At 56.6% G+C, this 20,902-nt stretch carries 18 protein-coding genes and 3 tRNA genes; 13 read left to right on the top strand and 8 right to left on the bottom strand.

Annotation, left to right across the window (positions count from 1 at the left end; genetic code table 11):
* Positions 1–210 precede the first annotated feature (210 nt).
* A complete protein-coding gene (locus ACT3UM_RS05140; RefSeq protein WP_498896696.1) occupies positions 211–813 on the top strand; it encodes a YjaG family protein in 603 nt (200 codons plus the stop codon).
* 3 nt (positions 814–816) lie between these two features.
* Here ACT3UM_RS05140 and ACT3UM_RS05135 read toward each other — a convergent pair whose 3' ends face one another.
* The 5 genes from ACT3UM_RS05135 to hisB form a co-directional block, all read right to left on the bottom strand.
* Positions 817–1,317 (bottom strand): hypothetical protein, encoded by a 501-nt coding sequence (locus ACT3UM_RS05135; protein WP_498896694.1) that lies wholly within the window; start codon positions 1,315–1,317, stop codon positions 817–819.
* A gap of 28 nt (positions 1,318–1,345) precedes the next feature.
* Positions 1,346–2,119 (bottom strand): imidazole glycerol phosphate synthase subunit HisF, encoded by a 774-nt coding sequence (gene hisF, locus ACT3UM_RS05130; protein ID WP_498896692.1) that lies wholly within the window; start codon positions 2,117–2,119, stop codon positions 1,346–1,348.
* Positions 2,116–2,862 carry a 1-(5-phosphoribosyl)-5-[(5-phosphoribosylamino)methylideneamino]imidazole-4-carboxamide isomerase gene (gene hisA / locus ACT3UM_RS05125; protein ID WP_144811639.1) on the bottom strand — a complete coding sequence of 249 codons (747 nt, stop codon included), beginning with the start codon at positions 2,860–2,862 and terminating at the stop codon, positions 2,116–2,118. Before hisA ends, hisF begins: the two co-directional genes overlap by 4 nt.
* An 11-nt stretch (positions 2,863–2,873) precedes the next feature.
* Positions 2,874–3,515 carry an imidazole glycerol phosphate synthase subunit HisH gene (gene hisH / locus ACT3UM_RS05120; protein WP_035585617.1) on the bottom strand — a complete coding sequence of 214 codons (642 nt, stop codon included), beginning with the start codon at positions 3,513–3,515 and terminating at the stop codon, positions 2,874–2,876.
* Positions 3,516–3,591: 76 nt separating this feature from the next.
* On the bottom strand, positions 3,592–4,185 hold the full coding sequence (gene hisB, locus ACT3UM_RS05115) for an imidazoleglycerol-phosphate dehydratase HisB (protein WP_064234030.1): 594 nt from the start codon (positions 4,183–4,185) through the stop codon (positions 3,592–3,594).
* Positions 4,186–4,382: 197 nt separating this feature from the next.
* Here hisB and ACT3UM_RS05110 point away from each other — a divergent pair, with 197 nt between their 5' ends.
* From ACT3UM_RS05110 to ACT3UM_RS05080, 7 genes are all read left to right on the top strand, one after another.
* The gene (locus ACT3UM_RS05110; protein WP_035585615.1) at positions 4,383–4,865 is read left to right on the top strand and encodes a GNAT family N-acetyltransferase; all 483 of its coding nucleotides are present in this window, start codon (positions 4,383–4,385) and stop codon (positions 4,863–4,865) included.
* Positions 4,865–7,204: an AsmA family protein gene (locus ACT3UM_RS05105; protein WP_498896689.1), complete on the top strand. Its 2,340-nt coding sequence runs from the start codon at positions 4,865–4,867 to the stop codon at positions 7,202–7,204. The genes ACT3UM_RS05110 and ACT3UM_RS05105 overlap by 1 nt, the downstream gene beginning before the upstream one ends.
* 118 nt (positions 7,205–7,322) lie before the next feature.
* Positions 7,323–8,417: an A/G-specific adenine glycosylase gene (gene mutY, locus ACT3UM_RS05100; RefSeq protein ID WP_498896687.1), complete on the top strand. Its 1,095-nt coding sequence runs from the start codon at positions 7,323–7,325 to the stop codon at positions 8,415–8,417.
* Positions 8,418–8,479: 62 nt separating this feature from the next.
* Complete coding sequence (locus ACT3UM_RS05095; protein WP_498896685.1) at positions 8,480–8,755, top strand: oxidative damage protection protein; 276 nt, start codon at positions 8,480–8,482, stop codon at positions 8,753–8,755.
* Between the two features lie 225 nt (positions 8,756–8,980).
* Positions 8,981–9,056, top strand: a tRNA-Phe gene (locus tag ACT3UM_RS05090).
* Positions 9,057–9,062: 6 nt separating this feature from the next.
* Positions 9,063–9,137: transfer RNA gene (locus ACT3UM_RS05085), tRNA-Gln, on the top strand.
* 72 nt (positions 9,138–9,209) lie between these two features.
* Positions 9,210–9,285: transfer RNA gene (locus ACT3UM_RS05080), tRNA-Thr, on the top strand.
* Positions 9,286–9,509: 224 nt separating this feature from the next.
* Here ACT3UM_RS05080 and ACT3UM_RS05075 read toward each other — a convergent pair.
* Positions 9,510–9,968 carry an META domain-containing protein gene (locus ACT3UM_RS05075; RefSeq protein WP_498896683.1) on the bottom strand — a complete coding sequence of 153 codons (459 nt, stop codon included), beginning with the start codon at positions 9,966–9,968 and terminating at the stop codon, positions 9,510–9,512.
* Between the two features lie 269 nt (positions 9,969–10,237).
* On the opposite strand from ACT3UM_RS05075, the gene thpD reads away from it, so the two are divergent.
* Both thpD and ACT3UM_RS05065 read left to right on the top strand, forming a co-directional pair.
* Positions 10,238–11,236, top strand: a complete 999-nt coding sequence (thpD, locus tag ACT3UM_RS05070; protein WP_498896681.1) for an ectoine hydroxylase — start codon at positions 10,238–10,240, stop codon at positions 11,234–11,236.
* A gap of 118 nt (positions 11,237–11,354) precedes the next feature.
* Positions 11,355–12,020, top strand: coding sequence for a fumarylacetoacetate hydrolase family protein (locus ACT3UM_RS05065; RefSeq protein ID WP_035585610.1), 666 nt, complete (start codon positions 11,355–11,357; stop codon positions 12,018–12,020).
* Positions 12,021–12,141: 121 nt separating this feature from the next.
* Here the strand turns inward: ACT3UM_RS05065 and speA are convergent, their stop codons facing one another.
* Together speA and ACT3UM_RS05055 are read right to left on the bottom strand one after the other, a co-directional pair.
* A complete protein-coding gene (speA, locus tag ACT3UM_RS05060) occupies positions 12,142–14,082 on the bottom strand; it encodes a biosynthetic arginine decarboxylase (RefSeq protein WP_498896678.1) in 1,941 nt (646 codons plus the stop codon).
* A complete protein-coding gene (locus tag ACT3UM_RS05055; RefSeq protein ID WP_498896676.1) occupies positions 14,079–15,038 on the bottom strand; it encodes a homoserine kinase in 960 nt (319 codons plus the stop codon). Before ACT3UM_RS05055 ends, speA begins: the two co-directional genes overlap by 4 nt.
* A gap of 175 nt (positions 15,039–15,213) precedes the next feature.
* On the opposite strand from ACT3UM_RS05055, the gene polA reads away from it, so the two are divergent.
* The 3 genes from polA to cydB all read left to right on the top strand — a co-directional run bounded on the left by polA (position 15,214) and on the right by cydB (position 20,898).
* Positions 15,214–17,997, top strand: a complete 2,784-nt coding sequence (gene polA / locus ACT3UM_RS05050) for a DNA polymerase I (protein ID WP_498896674.1) — start codon at positions 15,214–15,216, stop codon at positions 17,995–17,997.
* A gap of 181 nt (positions 17,998–18,178) precedes the next feature.
* Entirely contained in the window at positions 18,179–19,759 is a 1,581-nt protein-coding gene (locus tag ACT3UM_RS05045; RefSeq protein ID WP_498896672.1) for a cytochrome ubiquinol oxidase subunit I, read from the top strand.
* A complete protein-coding gene (gene cydB, locus ACT3UM_RS05040) occupies positions 19,756–20,898 on the top strand; it encodes a cytochrome d ubiquinol oxidase subunit II (protein WP_498896670.1) in 1,143 nt (380 codons plus the stop codon). The genes ACT3UM_RS05045 and cydB overlap by 4 nt, the downstream gene beginning before the upstream one ends.
* Positions 20,899–20,902 lie beyond the last annotated feature (4 nt).

Genomic DNA, 20,902 nt, shown 5'->3' with positions numbered 1-20,902 from the left:
GAGCCAATTTTATCGATCGATTGAGGCGAATAGCGCGCTATTTAACGAAATCTATCGCATAAAGTTGGCCAAAATACCGGGATTCGCAGTAGATCAGTGTTAAGTCGTACAGGCTCCTAGGCGCTGGGGGATCACCCCAAGCGTATAGAGAAGATAACGTACCCGCTACTTTTCACCAATATCCCACGTCAAGCGATCCAGGAAATCACTATGGTGTCGAAACCTCAGGGCTTTTACCAACGGCTGCAAGAACTCACACTCCCTGCCCAGCAGGCCTTTATGGCGGCGCTGTGTGAGCGCTTGCTGCCTAACTATGTGCTCTATGAGCAAACCACCGGCCAGGGTGATAGCCATACGCTGCGTACTGTGCTGAGTTTGGTTTGGGAACGGCTTAATGTGCCCAATGCCAGTATCGACTTTGCCCGCCAAGCGGAAAAGCTCGCCGAGTGTGAGCCGCCGGAACAGGGTGACAGCTTTGGTGCCCGGCGTGCCCTGGATGCGGTGGTGTCGGTTTCGGCGCTGCTGGACACCCTGCAAGGCGACTCCCCAGAGGCCGTGTTGGACGTGAGCCGCACCTCTCGAGCGGGCGTACGCGCCTTTATAGAGCTCACCGAGGGTGAGGTTGACTCGCAGGCGTTGGCGCTGATTATTCGTGATCATCCGCTAATGGCCGACGAAAATGACTTCCAGGACGCCGTGCTGGAAGCGGTTAGTGAACCGCTGGATAAAGCGGCGATGAAAGCGGTGCGCGAACTAGGTCGCAATGGTGGTATCAGCAATCTAGGTTTAACGCTGGACGAGGCTGAGGAGTAGCGGCTAAAAGCGCACCCCTGCGGTTATCATCATGCCGGCGGCGCCAAATACAATCAGGTCAGATTCAAACCGGCCCCACTGGACACCGATACTGGGGAGTACTGCCGGGGCGATTTCCAAGTGATTGAGCGGAATTTTGTCGCGATACTCGCCCTGGTAGCCGCGCAGGAGCCCCCCGGTCAGTTTGGCGCGCACGTTTAACCCCTGATCGGTTTGCCAAAGAGGAAATTCCCGCCCTGCATAGAAGTACCATGACGGTTGATCAAAGGAGTTTTTGAACCAAGCCACGCCCGCTAGCCAGTTATTCGGATTATGCAGTTCAATGCTAATCAGGTCTTGCTGGTTAGTGTGTTCCGGGTCGGGGCTGAAGTGGCGGGTATAAAGGCTGGTTTGCACCAGGGTATGATCCCACTCCAACGACGGAGGCCAATCAGAGAACGCTGTAGCAGGCATACTAAACAGCAGGCCTGCTAGCCATCCCCTCCATGGGTGTGAGCGAAACATTCGACGTTCCTGGTTGATAAAGGGCATTTTAAAGGCGCATTTCAATACCGCGTTCGGCCATATAGCGCTTAGCTTCAGGAATGGTGTACTCGCCAAAGTGGAAAATGCTCGCGGCCAGCACTGCATCGGCGCCCCCTTTTAGCACCCCCTCCACGAAGTGATCCAGATTACCGACACCGCCCGAGGCAATCACGGGTACGCTCACCGCTTCGGAAATCGCATGGGTCACGCCCAGGTCAAAACCAATCTTGGTGCCATCGCGATCCATGCTAGTGAGCAGCAGCTCTCCCGCGCCGAACTCCACCATCTTCTTCGCCCACTCAACGGCATCCAGGCCTGTTGGGCGGCGGCCACCGTGGGTGAAAATCTCCCAGCGGGGCGTTTCACCCTCTTCAGAGACCCGCTTGGCGTCAATGGCCACCACAATGCACTGGCTACCAAAACGCTCGGCGGCTTCGCGCACAAACTCAGGGTTGTTGACCGCCGCGGTGTTGATCGAGACTTTGTCTGCCCCGGCGTTCAACATGGTGCGAATATCGTCACAGCTGCGAATGCCGCCACCGACGGTCAGCGGGATAAATACTTCCCCGGCGATGCGCTCGACCATCTCCACCGTGGTGTCGCGGTCTTCGTGGCTGGCGGTAATATCGAGAAAGGTAATCTCGTCGGCGCCCTGCTGGTTATAGCGCTGGGCAATCTCCACCGGATCACCGGCATCGCGAATGCCGACAAAATTAACGCCTTTGACTACGCGTCCGGCGTCTACGTCCAGGCAGGGGATAATGCGTTTAGTAAGGCTCATGAGCCGCCTCCCGTTAGTTGGTCGCTCAATCGCTGGGCTTCGGCAACATCCAGGCTGCCTTCATAAATCGCCCGGCCAGTGATCGCGCCCAAAATGCCGCTGTCAGCCACCTCGCAGAGTGCTTTGATGTCGTCCAAATTGGTTACACCACCCGAGGCAATCACCGGTAAACCGCCTTCACGGGCCAGCGCAGCGGTGGCTTCCACGTTGACGCCCTGCATCATGCCGTCGCGGGCAATGTCGGTGTAGACGATGCTGGAAACGCCATCGTTGGCGAAACGCTTGGCAAGCTCAGTGGCCTTAACCGTAGAGACCTCTGCCCAACCGTCGGTGGCAACATAGCCATCTTTGGCATCCAGCCCCACAATCACATGGCCGGGGAAGGCGCGGCACATCTCGCCCACAAATGCAGGCTCTTTGACCGCTTTGGTGCCGATAATGACGTAAGAGACACCGGCACTTAAATAATGCTCAATGGTTTCCGCACTGCGAATACCGCCACCAATTTGAATCGGCAGGTTGGGGTAGGCGCGGGCAATCGCCGTAACAGCGTCGCCATTCATCGGCTTGCCTTCAAAGGCGCCGTTTAAATCCACCAGGTGCAGGCGGCGGGCGCCTGCCTCTACCCAGCGGGCCGCCATAGCGACTGGGTCATCGCCGTAGGAGGTCGCGTCTTCCATGCGGCCCTGTTTCAACCGGACACACTGGCCATCTTTGAGATCAATAGCGGGAATTATCAACATACAAAATCCTCTCAGGGCGTCCAGGTGACAAAATTTTCAAGCAGGCGAAGGCCTGCGCGGGAGCTTTTTTCCGGGTGAAACTGCACCGCGAAGGTCGAATCCCGGCCAATGGCCACATGGGCGCTTACCTTGCCGTATTGAGTCGTGCCAAATACCTGGGCATCTTCCGCGGCATTCACGTAGTAGCTGTGCACAAAGTAGAAGTGTTCGCGGTTATCAATACCGGCCCACAAGGGGTGTTCATGGTGCTGCTCGACCACGTTCCAGCCCATATGGGGGACTTTCAGGCGTTGTTCGTGGGCATCGCGCATATCGCCAGGGAAGCGATCCACGCTGCCTTTAAAGAAGCCCAGACACTCCACGCCGCCATTCTCTTCGCTGCGCTCCAGCAGCATCTGTTGACCCACGCAGATTCCCAGCAGCGGTTTAGCCTGGCGGGTTAAAATATCGTCCACCAGCCCGCGTAATTCGGTGCGCTCAAGTTCGCCAACGCAGTCGCGAATGGCCCCTTGGCCAGGCAGTACCAAGCGGGTCGCGCCCAGGATGCGGCGCGGGTCGCGGGTAATGACGACATTCTCATGGGTCACATGCTCCAGCGCTTTGGCCACGGAATGTAAATTACCCATTCCATAGTCGATTACAGCAATGGTCATGAAGCGCTCCTTGGAGAAGTGGACAAAATAGGGCTAACGGCACAGCCCGTGGCATCGCGCAGGCTACAGCGCAGCATCATAAGCTCCCTTTGGTGGAGGGCATTTGGCCTGCCATGCGCGGGTCTTCCGCCACGGCCATACGTAGCGCCCGGCCGAAGGCCTTAAAAATCGTTTCCGCCTGATGGTGGGCATTAAAACCTTTAATATTGTCGATATGCAGCGTTACGTGGGCATGATTGACGAAGCCTTGGAAAAACTCCCAGAACAGCTGAGTGTCCATACTGCCGATGGTATCGCGAGTAAACTCTACGTTCATGTGCAGCCCTGCCCGACCAGAAAAATCGATCACCACGCGCGAGAGTGCTTCATCAAGGGGCACATAGGCGTGCCCATAGCGGTAAATACCGCGTTTATCGCCAATGGCTGCAAAAAACGCCTGGCCTAGCGTAATACCCAGGTCTTCTACGGTATGGTGGTCGTCAATATGCAGGTCGCCAGTGGCGTTGATGTCGAGATCGATCATCCCGTGGCGGGCAACTTGATCAAGCATATGATCCAGAAACGGAACGCCGGTTTGGCAATTGAGACGGCCTTCACCGTCGAGATTGACGCTGACCTTGATCTGCGTTTCGTTGGTGTCACGGCTAACCGTGGCAATACGCGCTGACATGTTGCATCTCCTGCGCTAAGGCGCACTCTGAGGGACGGCCGATGGCTCTGCATCAACTTACCATTATTTGATCAGCCTATGGCGAAGCGACCATTATAGTGAATCGGCGCCTTCATCCGCTACAATGCGCGAAATGTAGCCGCAATCAATTGCGGCAGTAATAGCAGCCAGGCTGCTTTGGCGAAGAGGATTTCACCATGCCGGTGACACTGCACCATGTCGACCAGGCCCGTTGGGAGGCCGATGAGCAGGTGCGCCTTGATCTGATGCGCATCTACCAGGATGCGCCCCAAGAGCGCATGCCCACTCCAACGGTTGAGCCATTTATTGAACAACATTTTGCAGGCCAGCACTTTTTTGCCTGTGCACTTTTCAATGACCGGCTGCTGGGGGCCGTTGCCGTTCAAGAAGGCGAAGACCGAGCGTGGTGGCTTTCAGAGCTCTGCGTGCGCAAAACCACCCGCCGCCGTGGCGTCGGTTCGCGCTTAATGGCCCTGTTGGGCGAGCAAGCCAAGCAGGAAGGCCGCGTTCTGCGCATTGAAACGTCTACCTTACCACTGGCCGACCGTGTGCTGCTCTCCAAGCTAGGTTACCGGCCAATGGCCAATCCAGAGACTCCGGCGGCGGGAATGCCCGCCACCAGCGATTTTGTTGAGCTAGACCCACAAGGGAAAGGGTAATGAAACAACTATTACGTATTGTACTGGCAGCCGTCGGTATTCTTGCCATCGTCGCGGTCGCCGCCGTGGTCTATGTAACCACCTTTCTGGATCCAGAAGACTTTAAGCCCCGTTTAACCGCCGTTGTTGAAGAGCAAACCGGGCTCAACTTGGCGCTGGAAGGCCCCATTACCTGGTCATTCTACCCGCGTATCGGCGTTAGCGTAGAGAAAGCCCGCGCCTGGTTGCCCGAGCAGGCCGAAGATAGCGCTGCTTTTGCGGCGATTGACCGCGCGGAAGTGAGCGTGGCATTCGGCCCGTTGCTACGTGGGGAAATTGCCGTTGACGGCCTAACGCTAGACGGTATGCGCCTTAACCTGGAGCGCGACGCTCAGGGCGAAGGTAACTGGGAACCCTTGTTAGAACGCCTCTCTGAACATAATGAGGGAGCGGCTGAAACGGTGCTGGCACCCGCCAGTGCAGGCCCCAATGCAGACGCCGGTAGCCTGGCGGTGGTATTAAGTATTGCCAGCGTTGAAGTGAAAAATGCCGATATTCGCTTCCGCGATGCGCAAACCCAAGCGCTGTGGCGCATGCAGCAACTGAATATCTCGGGTAGCAACGTTAACCCACTGCGCGCCTTCCCATTGAAGGCCATGTTTACGCTGACCAAGCATAATCGACTTGATGCCGAAGTATTGGAACGCACCCCCGATCTTACCAGCGAGATTAATCTCGAAACGCGCGTGCGGCTTGGCTTGGCGGATAAGCTGTTTGCCCTGGAAAATATGGCACTGACCACCCGAACGACTAAAGGCGCAGAGGGCGAGCCACAGCAGCTCAGTTTAAAAGCCGCCGAACTCGTTGCACGTATGGGCGAACAGCAACTGACCATTAAAGAAGGGCTGCTTGAAACGGGCCTGCGCAATGCGGATAACTGGCAGGGTAGTTTGGCGCTGGCCCTTGCCTTTGGTCTGGAGAGCGATTGGCAGGCACAAACGGCCCAGTTGAAAGAGCTACAGCTCACCGGGCCGGATGGTCTCAGGGTCAGTGGGCACCTTAATATTGAGCAGCTGCGCGATGCGCCGCGCTACCGTGGCCAGCTAACGGCAGCCCCGTTTACGCTACGCCCCTGGCTGGCCCGTGCAGGCGTTACGCTTACTACAGCGGGTGAGTTGGCGCTCAGCGATGTGGCCATGACCAGCCCTATTGAAGGCGATGCCAAGCAGTTCTCACTGCCTAGCCTTTCGCTGGTAGTCGACGACAGTACCTTTACCGGTGAACTATCGGCCGCGCTGGATGGCTCACGCTTGGCGTTCGATTTAGCCGGTGACCAATTAGATCTTGATCACTACCTGCCCGGTGAAGCGACAGCTAAACAGGCTAGCCGGGGCTTATTGCGTAAAGCCTTCGCCCAGGAAAGCAACACATTAGTGCCGCAATCGTTACTCAGCGGACTGGCGCTGGAGGGCGATCTAAGTGTCGATACGCTAATGTTTGCGGGTCTTACCTTCAATAACCCAAGCTTGCAGCTGCGTGGCGACGATGGCATCCACCGGCTAGCGGCGTTTGAGTCAGGCTTCTACGAGGGCGAGCTCAGCGCTACCGGCCAGGTTGATGCCACGGATTCCATTCTTGAGTGGGCGCTTTCGCCGACCATTAACAACGTTCAGGTGGCGCCGCTGATTGAAGCCATCAGCGCTGAGGACGAGGCGTCACCGCTGCGCGGGCGTTTTAATCTATCAGGTGACCTTACCAGTCAGGGCAATACCCGCGAAGCACTCATCGGCAACCTCAATGGGGAGCTTAATGCCCGCCTAAACGATGGCGCGATTTTGAATACCAATATTTCCAAGCAGATGTGCGAGCTGGTGGCTCAGCTAGAAGGGCAGGGCACCTTGCGGGATTGGCACACCGATACGCGCTTTGAGCGTTTTGATGCGACTTTCCAGATTAGCAACGGTTTAGTGGAGAGTGACGACCTGCTAATTACCCTGCCCGGCATCGATGTGCGCGGAGAAGGCGAACTCAATCTCGCTAGCTTGAACTTCGATAGCCGTGCTAATGCTCGCTTGGTCGACACCGCTGACGCGGCCTGTGAGGTTAATCCACGTCTGGAGCAACTGCCGTTACCCGTGCGCTGTGAAGGTAATTTCGGCGATGAGCGTACCGAGTGGTGCCGCTTTGACCGCGAGATGTTCCAGACCGCCGTGGTTGACCTGCTGCGTAACGAAGCCGGGGATCGAGTGGATGAAGAGCTGGAAGAGCGCTTGGGCGACTCGTTAGACGAACTAGATGAACGCCTTGGCGAAGGCGCTGCTCAAGAACTCCGCGACGGCCTGCGTAGTCTGTTTAACTGAGTATCTCGACATGCTGAACTGAAGCAGTCCCTGTAGCGCCGGCCTAAACGCCGGCGCTTTTGTATAGTGACTGGTTCACCACCTTACTTTTAGAAAGCTTGCTGTTTAAGGAACGCACATGACGGATATGCCCACGCCGCGGCTGGCGGCAAGCGAATTCCAACAGCGCCTACTGGCCTGGTTTGACCGCTATGGTCGCCACGATTTACCGTGGCAGTCGCCGCGCAGCGCCTACCGCGTATGGGTATCGGAAATTATGCTGCAGCAGACCCAGGTGGCTACCGTTATCAGCTATTTTGAGCGTTTTATGGTGCGCTTTCCTACCCTGGAAAGCCTCGCCAAGGCGCCGCAGGATGAGGTGCTGCATCTCTGGACAGGGCTTGGTTACTACGCCCGCGCGCGCAACTTGCATAAAGCTGCCCAGGTTGCGTTGGCGGAGCACGGTGGTGAGCTACCGACACAGAGTATCGACGCTTTAGTGGCGCTGCCCGGCATTGGCCGCTCCACCGCTGGCGCTATCATTGCGCAAAGCACGGGGCAGCGGGCCGCTATTTTAGATGGCAATGTAAAGCGCTCGCTCACTCGCCTGCATGCGCTTTCAGGCTGGCCGGGCAAGCCTGCGGTGGAGCGAAAGCTGTGGGCGCTGGCGGAGTACTACACTCCCACCGCGCGGCTGGCCGATTACACCCAGGCGATGATGGATTTTGGCGCCACGCTATGTAAACGCAGCAAACCGGACTGCCTGAGCTGCCCGTTTAACGATGTCTGTTTGGCCTACGCCCAAGGCGAGCCAAAGCGTTACCCAGAATCCAAACCGAAAAAGGCGCTGCCCACCCGGCAAACGATTATGCTGATGCTGCGCGACCAGGAGGGCCGGGTATGGCTGGAACAGCGCCCGCCTAGCGGCTTATGGGGCGGGTTATGGAGCTTGCCGCAGTTTGACAAGCACAGTGAACTCAACGACTGGCTTGAAGACAACACGGTTAACCCAAAGCGGGAGACTACATCGCCTAGTTTTTATCACACCTTTAGCCATTTTCGCCTGGAGATTACCCCGCAGCCGGTCAGCTGCGATAGGCTGGGCGGTATTCGCGAAAGCGGCGTATGGTACGACGTTAATCATCCGCCCGCGCTGGGCCTTGCCGCCCCGGTTAAAGCGCTGCTGAGCCAGCTAACGCCCTTTAGCCTCAATCCAACACCCGGCCACGCTTAATAAGCGTTTTCAAGCAGGTTGGATGAGATCATTGAATGAAGATGCAGAACCAGGAGCACGTTATGAGCAATACCGTTTTTTGCCGCAAGTACCAAAAAGAGTTGGAAGCATTGCCATTCCCGCCTTTGCCGGGTAAACAGGGCCAGGAGATTCAAGCCACCGTTTCTAAGCCCGCCTGGGAAGCCTGGCAGGCGCTGCAAACCCGCCTGATCAATGAGAAACACCTCAACATGCTCGACCCTGAATCCCGTGCGTACCTCATGGAGCAGATGCAACGCTTCCTAGATAACCAGGAGACCGACCAAGCCGAAGGCTATGTGCCGCCTACGCAGGTATGAATGGCGTGCATGAATGGTATGCATGAAAAGAGCGGGATTGTTCTAGGGGCGGGTGATTGGATAGCGCAACTGACTTGTAATCAGTGGCGCTAAGCATGGGTGTAGAGAAAGCCGAGCCAGAGATGGCGCAGGAAAAAAGACCTCTAAGCATCGGTATCGCAAGAAAGTTTCACAAAGGTGTTGACGAAAAGCGGCGTTTTTAGTTTAATACGCACCGTTGGCAGCGGCCAGATAGCTCAGTTGGTAGAGCAGGGGATTGAAAATCCCCGTGTCGGCGGTTCGATTCCGTCTCTGGCCACCACACTGCTGGGGTATCGCCAAGTGGTAAGGCACCGCTTTTTGGTAGCGGCATTCCCAGGTTCGAATCCTGGTACCCCAGCCATTGCCAACAAGATTTCTTGTTGATTGTAGAGCCTAATAGCGAAGCAGTCATGTTCTCAAGAAAACGTGAAGCGCCGACATAGCTCAGTTGGTAGAGCAACTGACTTGTAATCAGTAGGTCCCGGGTTCGACTCCTGGTGTCGGCACCACTGAAAAGTGGTTAAAATCAGAGCGTTAGAGAATTAGATCAAGCCGTCCGAAAGGGCGGCTTTTTCGTATCTGAAATACCTATTCAGTATTGGCTTTATCCACACCTGCTATTTAGACAGGGCTGTGGATAACACGCTATTCAGAAAGCTTGCTACGCCTGTATATACGTTAGATAACCAGCGAAGCTTTAAAACCTTAAAGATAGCGTTGCCTAACCGTATTGTTAATAAAGATGCACCGCTTCGAAGGCCGCCAGTGGTTCATTATTCTCCCCCGACAGTACAAGCATCGTGCCATCCACGCTCCATGCCGTTACCTGCTTGAGTGCGGCTATAAAAGCTCGCTCAGTTTTCATTTGGGCCGTTGGACAGGCCATTTTAGTGCTGGCGATTTGACCAAACGCTATGTGCTCATTTTTAACACGGTAGCTGCCCATCAGGGTATTGCAGCCGGTAGCGCCGGCTAAGCGAGAGGCATCTTGGTGAAGCACCAAGTGGGGTTCACGAAAATTCTCTCGCGTGACGACCGGCGCGCCATCAAGCGTTACCAGCTTCCAGTAGGTGTTGATCAAGGTTTCATCAGGGTGATGGGCTGTCTCTTGGCTATCCATGGCTGGTGAAGAGCACCCGGCGGTTATTAATAGGGCACCGATAAATCCATAAAGCGCTAGCCGTCTTTTCAAAGCCTGATTCCTTATTCAGTTAACTAAAAAGGTTAGAGCCATTAGCCGCAAATATTGTGGCGTCGAGCGTGCTTTTTAGGTGACTTATTGCTCAAAAAGCAACTCTTCAATTTTTTTCACGTAACCTACGTTATCAAACAGGAAATCACGCCTTGCGAGGAAATTTTAGTCGACTAGGCTACTCCCTGCACGACGATTGAAGCGTGCATTGTTATGAATATTTGCAACATCGTTCGATCTGAAACCTAATCATACAAGGAGTGGATTAGATGACAGTCAAAAGCACACCGCTAAATGCTGTAACCGCCCATAAGCAATATAGTGAAATGGCCGATACGCCTAACGTTCACGGTACACAGGCTCAGCGCCCACAGGTACAGGATGCCTACCCGTCGCGCTTAGCCACACCCCCTGCAAACACTTGGCTGCCGCGCCAAGATGCGGTCGTTAAGGGCCGCCAGCTTTCTGGCCCGTTAAGCCAGGCGCAGCTCGATGAGTTTGAGCGTAAAGGGTTTTTGTTTATCCCTAACCTTATTGAAGGCGCAGAGCTTGAAGAGCTGCGTCAGGAAATGAAGGTGCTGATGAGCAACGATGAGTATCTCAATCAGGATTTCAGCGTCACTGAGCCAGAGAGTCAGGAGATCCGCTCGCTGTTTGCGGTGCACTTCCTCTCTGAGCGCTTGGGCAAGCTGGCCAGCGATGAGCGCGTAGCGGGCGCGGCCCGTCAAATCATTGGCGGCGATCCTTATGTGCATCAATCGCGGATTAACTACAAGCCTGGGTTTGCCGGTAAGGGCTTTAACTGGCACTCCGATTTTGAAACGTGGCACGCAGAAGACGGCATGCCCGCAATGCATGCGGTTAGCGCATCGCTGATCTTAACCGATAACCACGAGTTCAATGGCCCGTTAATGTTGATTCCTGGCTCGCATAAAAAGTTTGTGCCCTGCCTGGGTGAAACGCCGGAGGATAACCACAAAAGCTCGCTGAAGGCGCAGGAAGTGGGCGTACCAAGCCCAGAGGCGCTTGCCGAGCTAGTAGCTCAACATGGTATTGAAGCCCCAAAAGGCAAAGCGGGTGGCTTGCTGCTGTTCGATTGCAATACGCTGCATGCTTCGAACGCGAACCTTTCGCCCGACCCGCGTAGCAACGTGTTTTTCGTATTTAACCGCCGGGATAATCGTTGCCAAGCGCCTTATGCGGCAGCTAAACAACGGCCAGATTTCTTGGCCCATAGCCCTGATCAACCGGGGGAGCAATATCGCTAACCCGCAGTGGGGAAACAAATTCATGGCCGAAGGGTGTGGAACCTTCGTCTAGGTGGGGTAAACTGTTGCGCCTGTCGTTGCGAATGCGGCACGCATAATGAGAAGGAGAATACCCGCCATGCGTTTTGTTCCACAGTTTACCGATGGCCAGGAGTTTCCCCACCCGCTGGGCAAGGTTGTCTGCATCGGCCGTAATTATGCCGACCATGCGAAAGAGCTGGATAATCCGGTTCCCACTGAACCGCTGCTGTTCATTAAGCCGTCGACCAGCGTTGTGGATCTAACCAAGCCGTTGGATCCACCCTTTTCACGCGGCGACGTGCATTATGAAGTCGAACTTGCGCTGTTAGTGGGTGAAACCTTAACCCATGCCACCCTGGATGAAGCCGAGCGTGCGATTGTCGGTATTGGGTTGGCGATGGATTTAACCCTGCGTGATGTACAGACCAAGCTAAAAGAGAAGGGGCACCCTTGGGAAATCGCCAAAGCGTTTGATGGCGCTTGCCCGCTTTCGTCGTTTCTGCCGCTAAGCCGTGTGCCCAACTGGAATGCGCTGGCTTTCACCCTTGAGATTGATGGGGAAGAGCGTCAGCACGGTGAAGGTTCCGATATGATCTTTGCTGTCCCCACGCTGGTAGCTGAGATGAGCCGCCACTTCACCCTGGAGCCGGGTGATGTGATCCTAACCGGCACGCCTTCTGGCGTTGGGGAACTGGTTCGCGGTTCATCACTGCGCTTAACCTTGACGGGTGGTTTGGAAATTGAGACCAGCGTCGTCGAGTAACTAACCCATTGACGCGCAAGCAGTGAAGCCGATAGCCCGCCACAAGCATTCGCTATCGTTATCAATAGAAACGCCACCTGTTAACCACGGTGGCGTTTCTTTTTGGGCTGTTTACGACAGGTTATTCAAGATAGGTATAACCTTCCAGCCCTTCGCTTAAGCTGGCCGCAAAGCGGGCCTGCTCATCCGCCGTAAAGCCGCTTGCGGCTAGTTGGTCGGTGAGTTTCTGCTTGAGCACATTGGCATTGAAGTTAACGTAGGCAAGTACTTGGGCCACTGAGTCCCCCGCGAGCGGGTTTGAAAGAGTCCACTCGCCGTCTGCATTGAGTGCAGCGTCAACGGAGTCGGTGTCGCCGAACAGGTTATGCAAATCGCCTAGGATCTCTTGATAGGCGCCCACCAGGAAGAAGCCTAACCAGCGCTCGTCATCGGAAGCCCACTCGGGTAGCGGTAGGGTGCTCTCCACCCCCTGGCCGTCGACGTAGCTGTCGATGCGGCCGTCGGAGTCGCAGGTGATATCCTGAATCACCGCCCGCCGGGTGGGGGCTTGATCGAGCCCGCTAAGGGGCAGCACCGGGAATATCTGCTCAATGCCCCAAACGTCAGGCACCGATTGAAATAGCGAGAAGTTGACGAACAATTTATCGGCGAGCTTCTCCGCGAGTTCATCCATAATTTCGCGATGGGCACGATTGCGGGTATCCAGCTGGGTGCGCAACCGCGCGCAGGCAGCCATATAGACCCGCTCGCCTTCGGCGCGGGCGGTAATATCACTCAAGCCCATCACGAAGCGCTCCTGTAACTCACTCACCGCTTGCAGCAGGTCGTGCCAGGCTTCTACCAGCATGCGCGGCTCTTGGGCGGTAGCGAGTTGCTCGAACACCCGCCATAGCAGCTCTACTTGGGCATCTTCTTGGTGCTCTTCTCGGTTCCCTGCTAGCGCATGCCGTTCTGGCGGGGTGTCATCAATACGCTCTTCGCCAATCACGTTGGTAATCAGTACCGCATGGTGGGCGGTCAGCGCACGGCCTGATTCGCTGATGAGATGAGGCTGCGGCAGGTTCGCCTCTTGGCAAAGCTGGGCAAAGGCGCTGACTACGTTGCGCGCGTATTCACGCATCGAATAATTCGCGGAGCAGAAACTGCGTGAGCGAGTGCCTTCGTAGTCGATACCCAGGCCGCCGCCTACATCCACGGTATCAATGGGCGCGCCCAACTGCATCAGGTTCTGGTAGAAGCGTGCGCACTCGCGTAAACCACGTTGAATATCGCGGATATTGGCGATCTGGGAGCCCAGATGGAAGTGCACCAGCTGCAGACTCTCCAGCGCCTCCTCGCGACGTAGCGTATCGACGACTTCCAGTATTTGGCTGGCGGTGAGCCCGAACTTGGATTTTTCGCCGCCGGTATTCTGCCATTTGCCTTTACCCACCGAGGCCAGACGGGCGCGCAGGCCTATGCGGGGCGTGACCTCCAGCTCGCGGGCCTCTTCCAAAATCAGCTGCAGCTCGGAGAGCTTTTCGACCACCAAGTAGACCTTGTGGCCGAGCTTTTCCCCCAGCAGCGCCAGTCGCACGTATTCGCGGTCTTTGTAGCCGTTACACACAATCAGCGATGAGCCACCGTCGGAAAGCGCCAACACCGCCAGCAGTTCTGGCTTGCTGCCCGCTTCCAGTCCTACGCGACCACTGCCGCGCTCGGCGGTGGCCAGAATTTCTTCGACCACCCGGCGCTGCTGATTGACTTTAATCGGGTAAACCGCGGTGTAGCCGCCCTGGTAGTCACAGTCGCTCATGGCGGCATCAAAAGCGCCGCACAGCTGCTCCACCCGGTCGTGGAGAATATCGCTAAAGCGCACCAGCACCGGCAGGCGCAGCCCGGCTGCTTGCAGTTGGCGCACCAGGCCGCTAAGCGGTAGCGCTGGGCCTTCCGCATCGCTACCCAGCGGGCGCACCAGGGCCTGACCGTGGTCATCCACGTCGAAGTAGCCGCTGCCCCACTGATCAATATTCCAGGTACGCCGTGCGCGCAGGGCAGGGCTAGTCGTTGCCATCACACTCATGCAGACACCTCAGGCAGCGGCAGTGCACCGTGGGCAATGCGCGCGGTTAAAATAGTACGAAAACGCTCGGGGTCGTGGGGGGTCAAGTCGTGGGCCGGTGGATCAACATAGACCACCAGCAGACGCGACAGCCAGTAGCGCAGCGCCGTCATGCGCAGCATGGTCGGCCACAGCTCACGCTCAGCGGTGGTTAATGGGCGACGTGCCTGATAGGCGCGCAGTAGCGTCTCGTAGCGCTCGGGATTGAGCGTGCCATCTTCGTTAGAGGCCCAGTCGTTGATTACAATTGCCACATCAAACAGCAGGTCGCCGGTGCAGCCATTATAAAAGTCGATAATGCCGCCAAGCTGATCCCCCTCGAACAGGGTGTTGTCGCGGAAAAGATCACCATGCAGAGCGCCCTGGGGCAGCTCACCGTGTTGGCTGAAGGCACTTTCGAAATCGTCGACCTCATCCTTCATCAACATTTGATCCGCGGGGCTGATATAGCTCAGCACCTTATGGTGCATAACCTGCAACCAGTTTAGATCCCGCGGGTTAGGGCGGTGACCAGGAAAGCGCTTTGACACCACGTGCAGGCGGCCCAAGGTGTCGCCCAGGGCGTGGCACTGGGCTAAATTAGGCGCCTCGGGATGGCGTCCAGGCAAGCGCGGGTAGAGCAGCGCCGGTTTGCCCTCCAGGCTATGCAGCGCGATACCTTCACGGTCGTGAATGGTGCCAGGCACTGGCAGGCGGTGCTCGTCCAAATAGTCGAGCAGTTCAACGAAGAACGGCAGCTCTTCGTGCTCCCCCTGTTCGAACAGGGTTAACACCAGCTCGCGGTGGTCGGTGGTGACAAAGAACGTCGAGTTTTCGGTGCCGCTCGCCACCCCCTGTAGGGAAACGAAACTGCCAACATCAAATTTTTCTAAAAACGCGGCGACCTGTGCGTCGCTAAGCGGGGTAAATACAGCCATGAGAGTCTCGCCCAGGTTGCTAAGCCCATTATTGTAGCGGCTTGGTCGCTGAGTTGGCAGCGTTGTTGTGATAACAGAATAGAGTTTGACTCTGCAGGCCGCCTGCGCAGCGGGTATCATGTGAGTAACTCTTTTTAGCACTTATTTTTTTACGACTCACTTTAGGAACTTGGTTATGGCTCGCGCTCCGATCGTCCTCGTCGATGGCTCCTCCTATCTTTACCGTGCCTTTCATGCGCTACCGCCGCTAACGACTTCCAGTGGTCAGCCGACAGGCGCGGTGAAGGGCGTGTTGAATATGCTCAAGCGGCTGATTAAGGATTACCCCGAAAGCCCCATGGCGGTGGTTTTCGACGCGCCGGGCAAAACCTTCCGCGATGAGATGTACAGCGACTACAAAGCCCACCGTCCACCCATGCCCGATGACCTGCGCAGCCAAATTGCGCCGCTACACGCCTGCGTGAAAGCATTGGGCCTGCCGCTGCTGTGCATTGAAGGTGTGGAGGCGGACGATGTGATCGGCACTCTAGCCCACCACGCTACCCAAGCAGGGCGCGATGCGGTCATTTCCACCGGCGACAAGGATATGGCGCAACTGGTCAATGCCCATATCACGCTGGTCAACACCATGAAGGATGAAACCCTGGACGAGGGGGGCGTGGAGGATAAGTTCGGCCTGCCCCCTGCGCTGATTATCGATTTTCTCGCCCTGATGGGTGACAAGGTCGATAACATTCCTGGCGTGCCCGGCGTGGGTGAAAAGACTGCGATTGGTCTACTGCAAGGCATGGGCGGTGGCCTGGAGACCATTTATAGCGATTTAGAACGGGTCAAAACGCTTACTTTTCGGGGCGCAAAAACGCTGCCCAAGAAACTTGAAGAGCATCGCGATCAGGCCTTCCTTTCGTATCAGTTAGCGACCATCAAGGTTGATTGCGATTTGCCGGTGGGCTTGGATGATTTGGATATTGCCCACCCGGACCGTGAAGCGCTGGTCACGCTGTATAAAGAGATGGAGTTCCGTCAGTGGCTAGGTGAGTTGCTGGAAGGCAAAGATGAAGGCGTGGATGATGTGAAAGGCGGCGAGCCTGCCCCTGCCAGCGCTGACGATAACGAGCCCGAGGGCGCGGAGGCATCTGCCAATGGGAGTGCCCGTGAAGATTATGTCATTCTCGAACAGGCAGACTTTGAGCGCTGGCTGGATAGGCTACACAACGCCGAGCGCTTCTGTTTTGATTTGGAAACCACCAGCCTCAACTATATGGATGCAGAAATCGTCGGCATCGGCTTGTCGCTGGAAGCGGGGGAGGCGGCCTATATTCCCCTGGCCCACGACTATCTGGATGCCCCCCAGCAGCTTGACCGCAAAACGGTGCTGGCGGCGCTAAAGCCGCTGCTGGAAGACCCGACCAAGACCAAGATTGGCCAGAACCTCAAGTACGATATTTCGGTGCTGGCCAACTATGCGATCTCCGTTGCCGGGCCTTTTGCCGACACCATGCTGGCGTCGTACGTGCTCAACTCCACGGCCACCCGCCACGATATGGACTCGCTGGCGCTGAAGTATTTGGGCGAAAAGACCATCTCCTTTGAAGAGATTGCCGGTAAGGGCGCCAAGCAGCTCACCTTTAACCAGATTGCCCTGGAGCAGGCGGCGCCTTACGCCTGCGAAGATGTCGATATCACCCTACGGCTGCAGCAAACGCTACGCCCACAGGTCGAAAACGAGGGACGCTTGGCAGAAGTACTGGATAATATCGAACTGCCGCTGATCAAAGTGCTCTCGCGCATTGAGCGTAATGGGGTGGCGGTGGATGCTGACCTACTGCACAAGCAGAGTCAGCAGTTGGAAAAGCGTATTGGCGAGTTGGAGCGCGAAGCGTTTGAGCTGGCCGGGCGCGAATTTAATCTCGGCTCACCCAAGCAGTTAGGGCAAATCCTGTTTGAAGAGCAGAAAATCCCGGTGTTGAAGAAAACCCCAAAAGGCGCGCCCTCAACCGCGGAAGCCGTGCTGGAAGAGCTGGCGCTGGATTACCCGCTGCCGAAAGTGATTATGGAACATCGTGGCTTGGCGAAGCTTAAATCCACTTATACCGATAAGCTGCCGCGGCTACTCAATAAAGCCACTGGCCGGGTACACACCAGCTACCACCAGGCGGTGACCGCGACCGGGCGGCTGTCGTCGTCGGACCCGAACTTGCAGAATATCCCTATTCGTACCGAAGAGGGGCGCAAAATTCGTCAGGCGTTTATCGCCCGCCCTGGTTATCGCATTGTTGCCGCCGACTACTCGCAGATCGAGCTACGTATTATGGCGCACCTTTCCGAGGACAAAGGCCTGCTGGAAGCCTTTGCCGAGGGGCGTGATATCCATACCGCCACCGCGGCGGAGGTCTTTGGCACTTCCCTTGAGAAGGTGTCAGGCGACCAGCGCCGCAGCGCCAAAGCGATTAACTTCGGCTTGATCTATGGCATGAGCGCCTGGGGGCTTTCACGCCAGCTGCATATCGAGCGTAACCAGGCGCAGACCTATATCGACCGCTACTTCGACCGCTACCCCGGCGTAGCACGCTATATGGAGCGCATCCGTTCCCAGGCGGCGGAAGATGGCTTTGTCGAAACCGTGCTGGGTCGGCGGCTCTACCTGCCGGAAATCCAATCGCAAAACCGCAACCGCCGTCAAGGCGCCGAGCGCACCGCCATTAACGCACCGATGCAGGGCACCGCGGCGGATATCATCAAGCAGGCGATGATCGACGTGGATGCATGGCTGGCAGAAGGTGAGTTCGACGCACTGATGGTCATGCAGGTGCACGATGAGCTGGTGTTTGAGGTGGCCGAGAAGCAGGTCGAGGCGTTTATCGAGCAGGTGCAAAAGCGCATGCAGGGCGCGGCTGAACTGAAAGTGCCGCTAATAGTAGAGGCGGAGAGCGGCGCCAATTGGGATGAGGCGCACTAGCCAGGTGATAAGGGCATTTTGTCGCAACCGCACCATGCATAGATAAGGAATTGACCAGGATCAAATTTTTGACTCGGGTGGAGGCATAACCTTATACCCATCGCTTTGCCTGGGTGAGCGCCAGTCAGTGGCTTCCCGGTGGGGCGAGAGGTGTGTTTAAGCTATCCATCGGGAGTCACTCATGGACATTGTTGAATTATCCAGGTTGCAATTCGCCTTTACGGCGATGGTGCATTTCCTGTTTGTACCCTTAACGCTAGGGCTGTCGATACTGCTGGCGATCATGGAGACGGTCTATGTAATGACCGGTAAAACCATTTATCGTCAGATGACCAAGTTCTGGGGCAAGCTGTTCGGTATTAACTTTGCGCTGGGGGTCACCACCGGCATCGCCATGGAGTTTCAGTTCGGCACCAACTGGTCGTACTACTCTCACTATGTCGGCGATATCTTCGGTGCGCCGCTGGCGATAGAAGCCTTGATGGCGTTCTTCCTTGAGTCGACCCTGGTCGGGCTGTTCTTTTTCGGCTGGGATCGCCTGTCAAAAGAGAAACATCTGGCGGTTACCTGGCTGATGGCGCTGGCGACCAATATGTCGGCCCTGTGGATTCTGGTGGCCAATGGCTGGATGCAGCATCCGGTGGGGTCGGAGCTTAACCTTGCCACCATGCGTATGGAGTTGGTCAGCTTTACTGAAGTGCTGCTCAACCCCGTTGCCCAAGTCAAATTCGTGCATACCGTGTCGGCGGGCTACGTCACCGGCGCGGTGTTCGTGCTGGCGATTTCAAGCTGGTACCTGCTCAAGGGTCGCGAGATCGCCTTTGCCCGGCGCAGCTTCGCGATTGCGTCTGCCTTCGGGTTGGCCAGTGTGCTGTCGGTGATTGTCCTCGGCGACGAATCTGGTTATGAGCTGGGAGATGTCCAAAAGGTCAAGCTGGCCGCCATCGAGGCCGAATGGCAAACCCATCCCGCCCCGGCCGCCTTTACGCTGTTTGGGCTGCCCAACGAGGCTGAACAGCGCACCGACCTAGCCATCAAGATACCTGGCGTGATGGGCTTGATCGCTACGCGCTCGCTGGATACTGAAGTGATGGGGATCCGAGAGCTTAAGGCGGAGCACCGCGAACGCATCGTCAACGGCCAGGAAGCCTATGCCCTTATGCAGCGCCTGCGCAGCGGTGAAGAGCGTGAAGGGGATCAGGCCCGGTTCGAGGAGGTGCGCAGCGATCTCGGCTATGGGCTACTGCTTAGCGCTTATAGCGACGATGTGGCCAATGCGACGGCCGCCGAGATTAACCAGGCCGTAGAGGCGTCGATTCCCAAGGTTTGGCCGCTGTTCTGGTCTTTTCGGGCCATGGTAGCCGCTGGCTTTAGCATGCTGTTGCTGTTTGCCCTGGCCCTCTGGCATAGCGTGCGCTGTCAGCCTGAGAAGTCGCCTTGGTTACTGCGCTTTGCGCTGTTCAGCCTGCCGCTGCCCTGGATCGCCTGTGAAGCGGGCTGGTTTGTGGCCGAGTATGGCCGTCAGCCGTGGGCCATCGGCGAGATCCTCCCGGTGCACCTGGCTATTTCCAGTCTGACTGCTGAGCAGGTGCTCACTACCCTGATTGCCATCGGCGTCCTCTACACCACCTTCGTCATTATCGAAATGTGGTTGATGCAGCACTTTGCCCGCAAGGGGCCTTCCGGTAGCGGTTACCTGGATGATGACGCTGACTATCCAATCCCAACCCATCCAATCCCAACCCCTGCGCGGGAGGCATGATAATGGACTACGAAACACTTAGGTTTGTCTGGTGGGTGCTGATCGGCGTGCTGTTGATCGGCTTCGCGGTCACCGATGGATTTGATATGGGCGTTGCCACCTTGCTTAAGGTCGTTGGCCGCAACGATCTTGAACGTCGGGTGATGATCAACTCCATGGCGCCTCACTGGGACGGCAATCAGGTCTGGCTGGTGACCGCTGGGGGAGCACTGTTTGCTGCCTGGCCGCCGGTTTACGCAACCGCTTTCAACGGCTTCTATTTCGCCTTGATGCTGACGCTGTTCGCGCTTTTCCTGCGCCCTTTAGCATTTGATTACCGCTCCAAGTTGGACAACCCCAGCTGGCGCAGTCGCTGGGACTGGGGGCTGACGATCGGCTCCGCCGTTCCTGCGCTGATCTTTGGTGTCGCCTTTGGCAATCTTCTCCAGGGCGTTCCCTTCCAGTTCGATGACTATCTGCGCTTGGAGTATCAAGGCGGCTTACTGGGGCTATTGAATCCGTTTGCGCTGTTGGCCGGGCTGTTGAGCCTGCTGATGTTTGTCACCCACGGCGCGGCCTGGCTGCAACTCAAAACCGAGGGCGAACTGCGCAGGCGGAGTGCAGCTATCGGCAGCCTCACCGCATTGGTGTGCGCGGCACTGTTCGTGCTGGGTGGGGTCTGGCTGCTATGGGGCATTGATGGCTACCAGGTGGCCAGCGTGATCGACACCCAGGGCTACAACGATACCACTGGCAAAATCGTCACGGTCAGTGTTGGCGGTTGGAGTGCCAACTACAGCCGCTTCCCGCTGTTATGGCTACTGCCAGCAGTGGGGGCATTGGGTTTTGTACTCTGCTCGTTGACCATGAAACTGGGGCGGCATGCGCTGGCATTTACCAGTTCGGCCATCGCTATGGCCATGGTGGTGGTCACCACCGGCGTGACGATGTTCCCTTTCGTGATGCCGTCGACACTCAACCCTAATCATAGCCTCACCATGTGGGATGCCACGGCGAGTGAGCTGACGCTCAAGATCATGTTTGTGGTGGTGTGTATCTTCGTGCCGTTGATATTGCTCTATACCGCCTGGAGTTATTGGGTCATGCGCGGTCGCCTAAATGAGCAGTTTATTCGTGATAACGACAAAGCACTTTACTGAGGAG

Source organism: Halomonas sp. AOP13-D3-9, from assembly GCF_052379125.1.
Taxonomy (GTDB): Bacteria; Pseudomonadota; Gammaproteobacteria; order Pseudomonadales; family Halomonadaceae; genus Vreelandella.
This window is presented reverse-complemented; position numbering and strand designations above follow the sequence as displayed.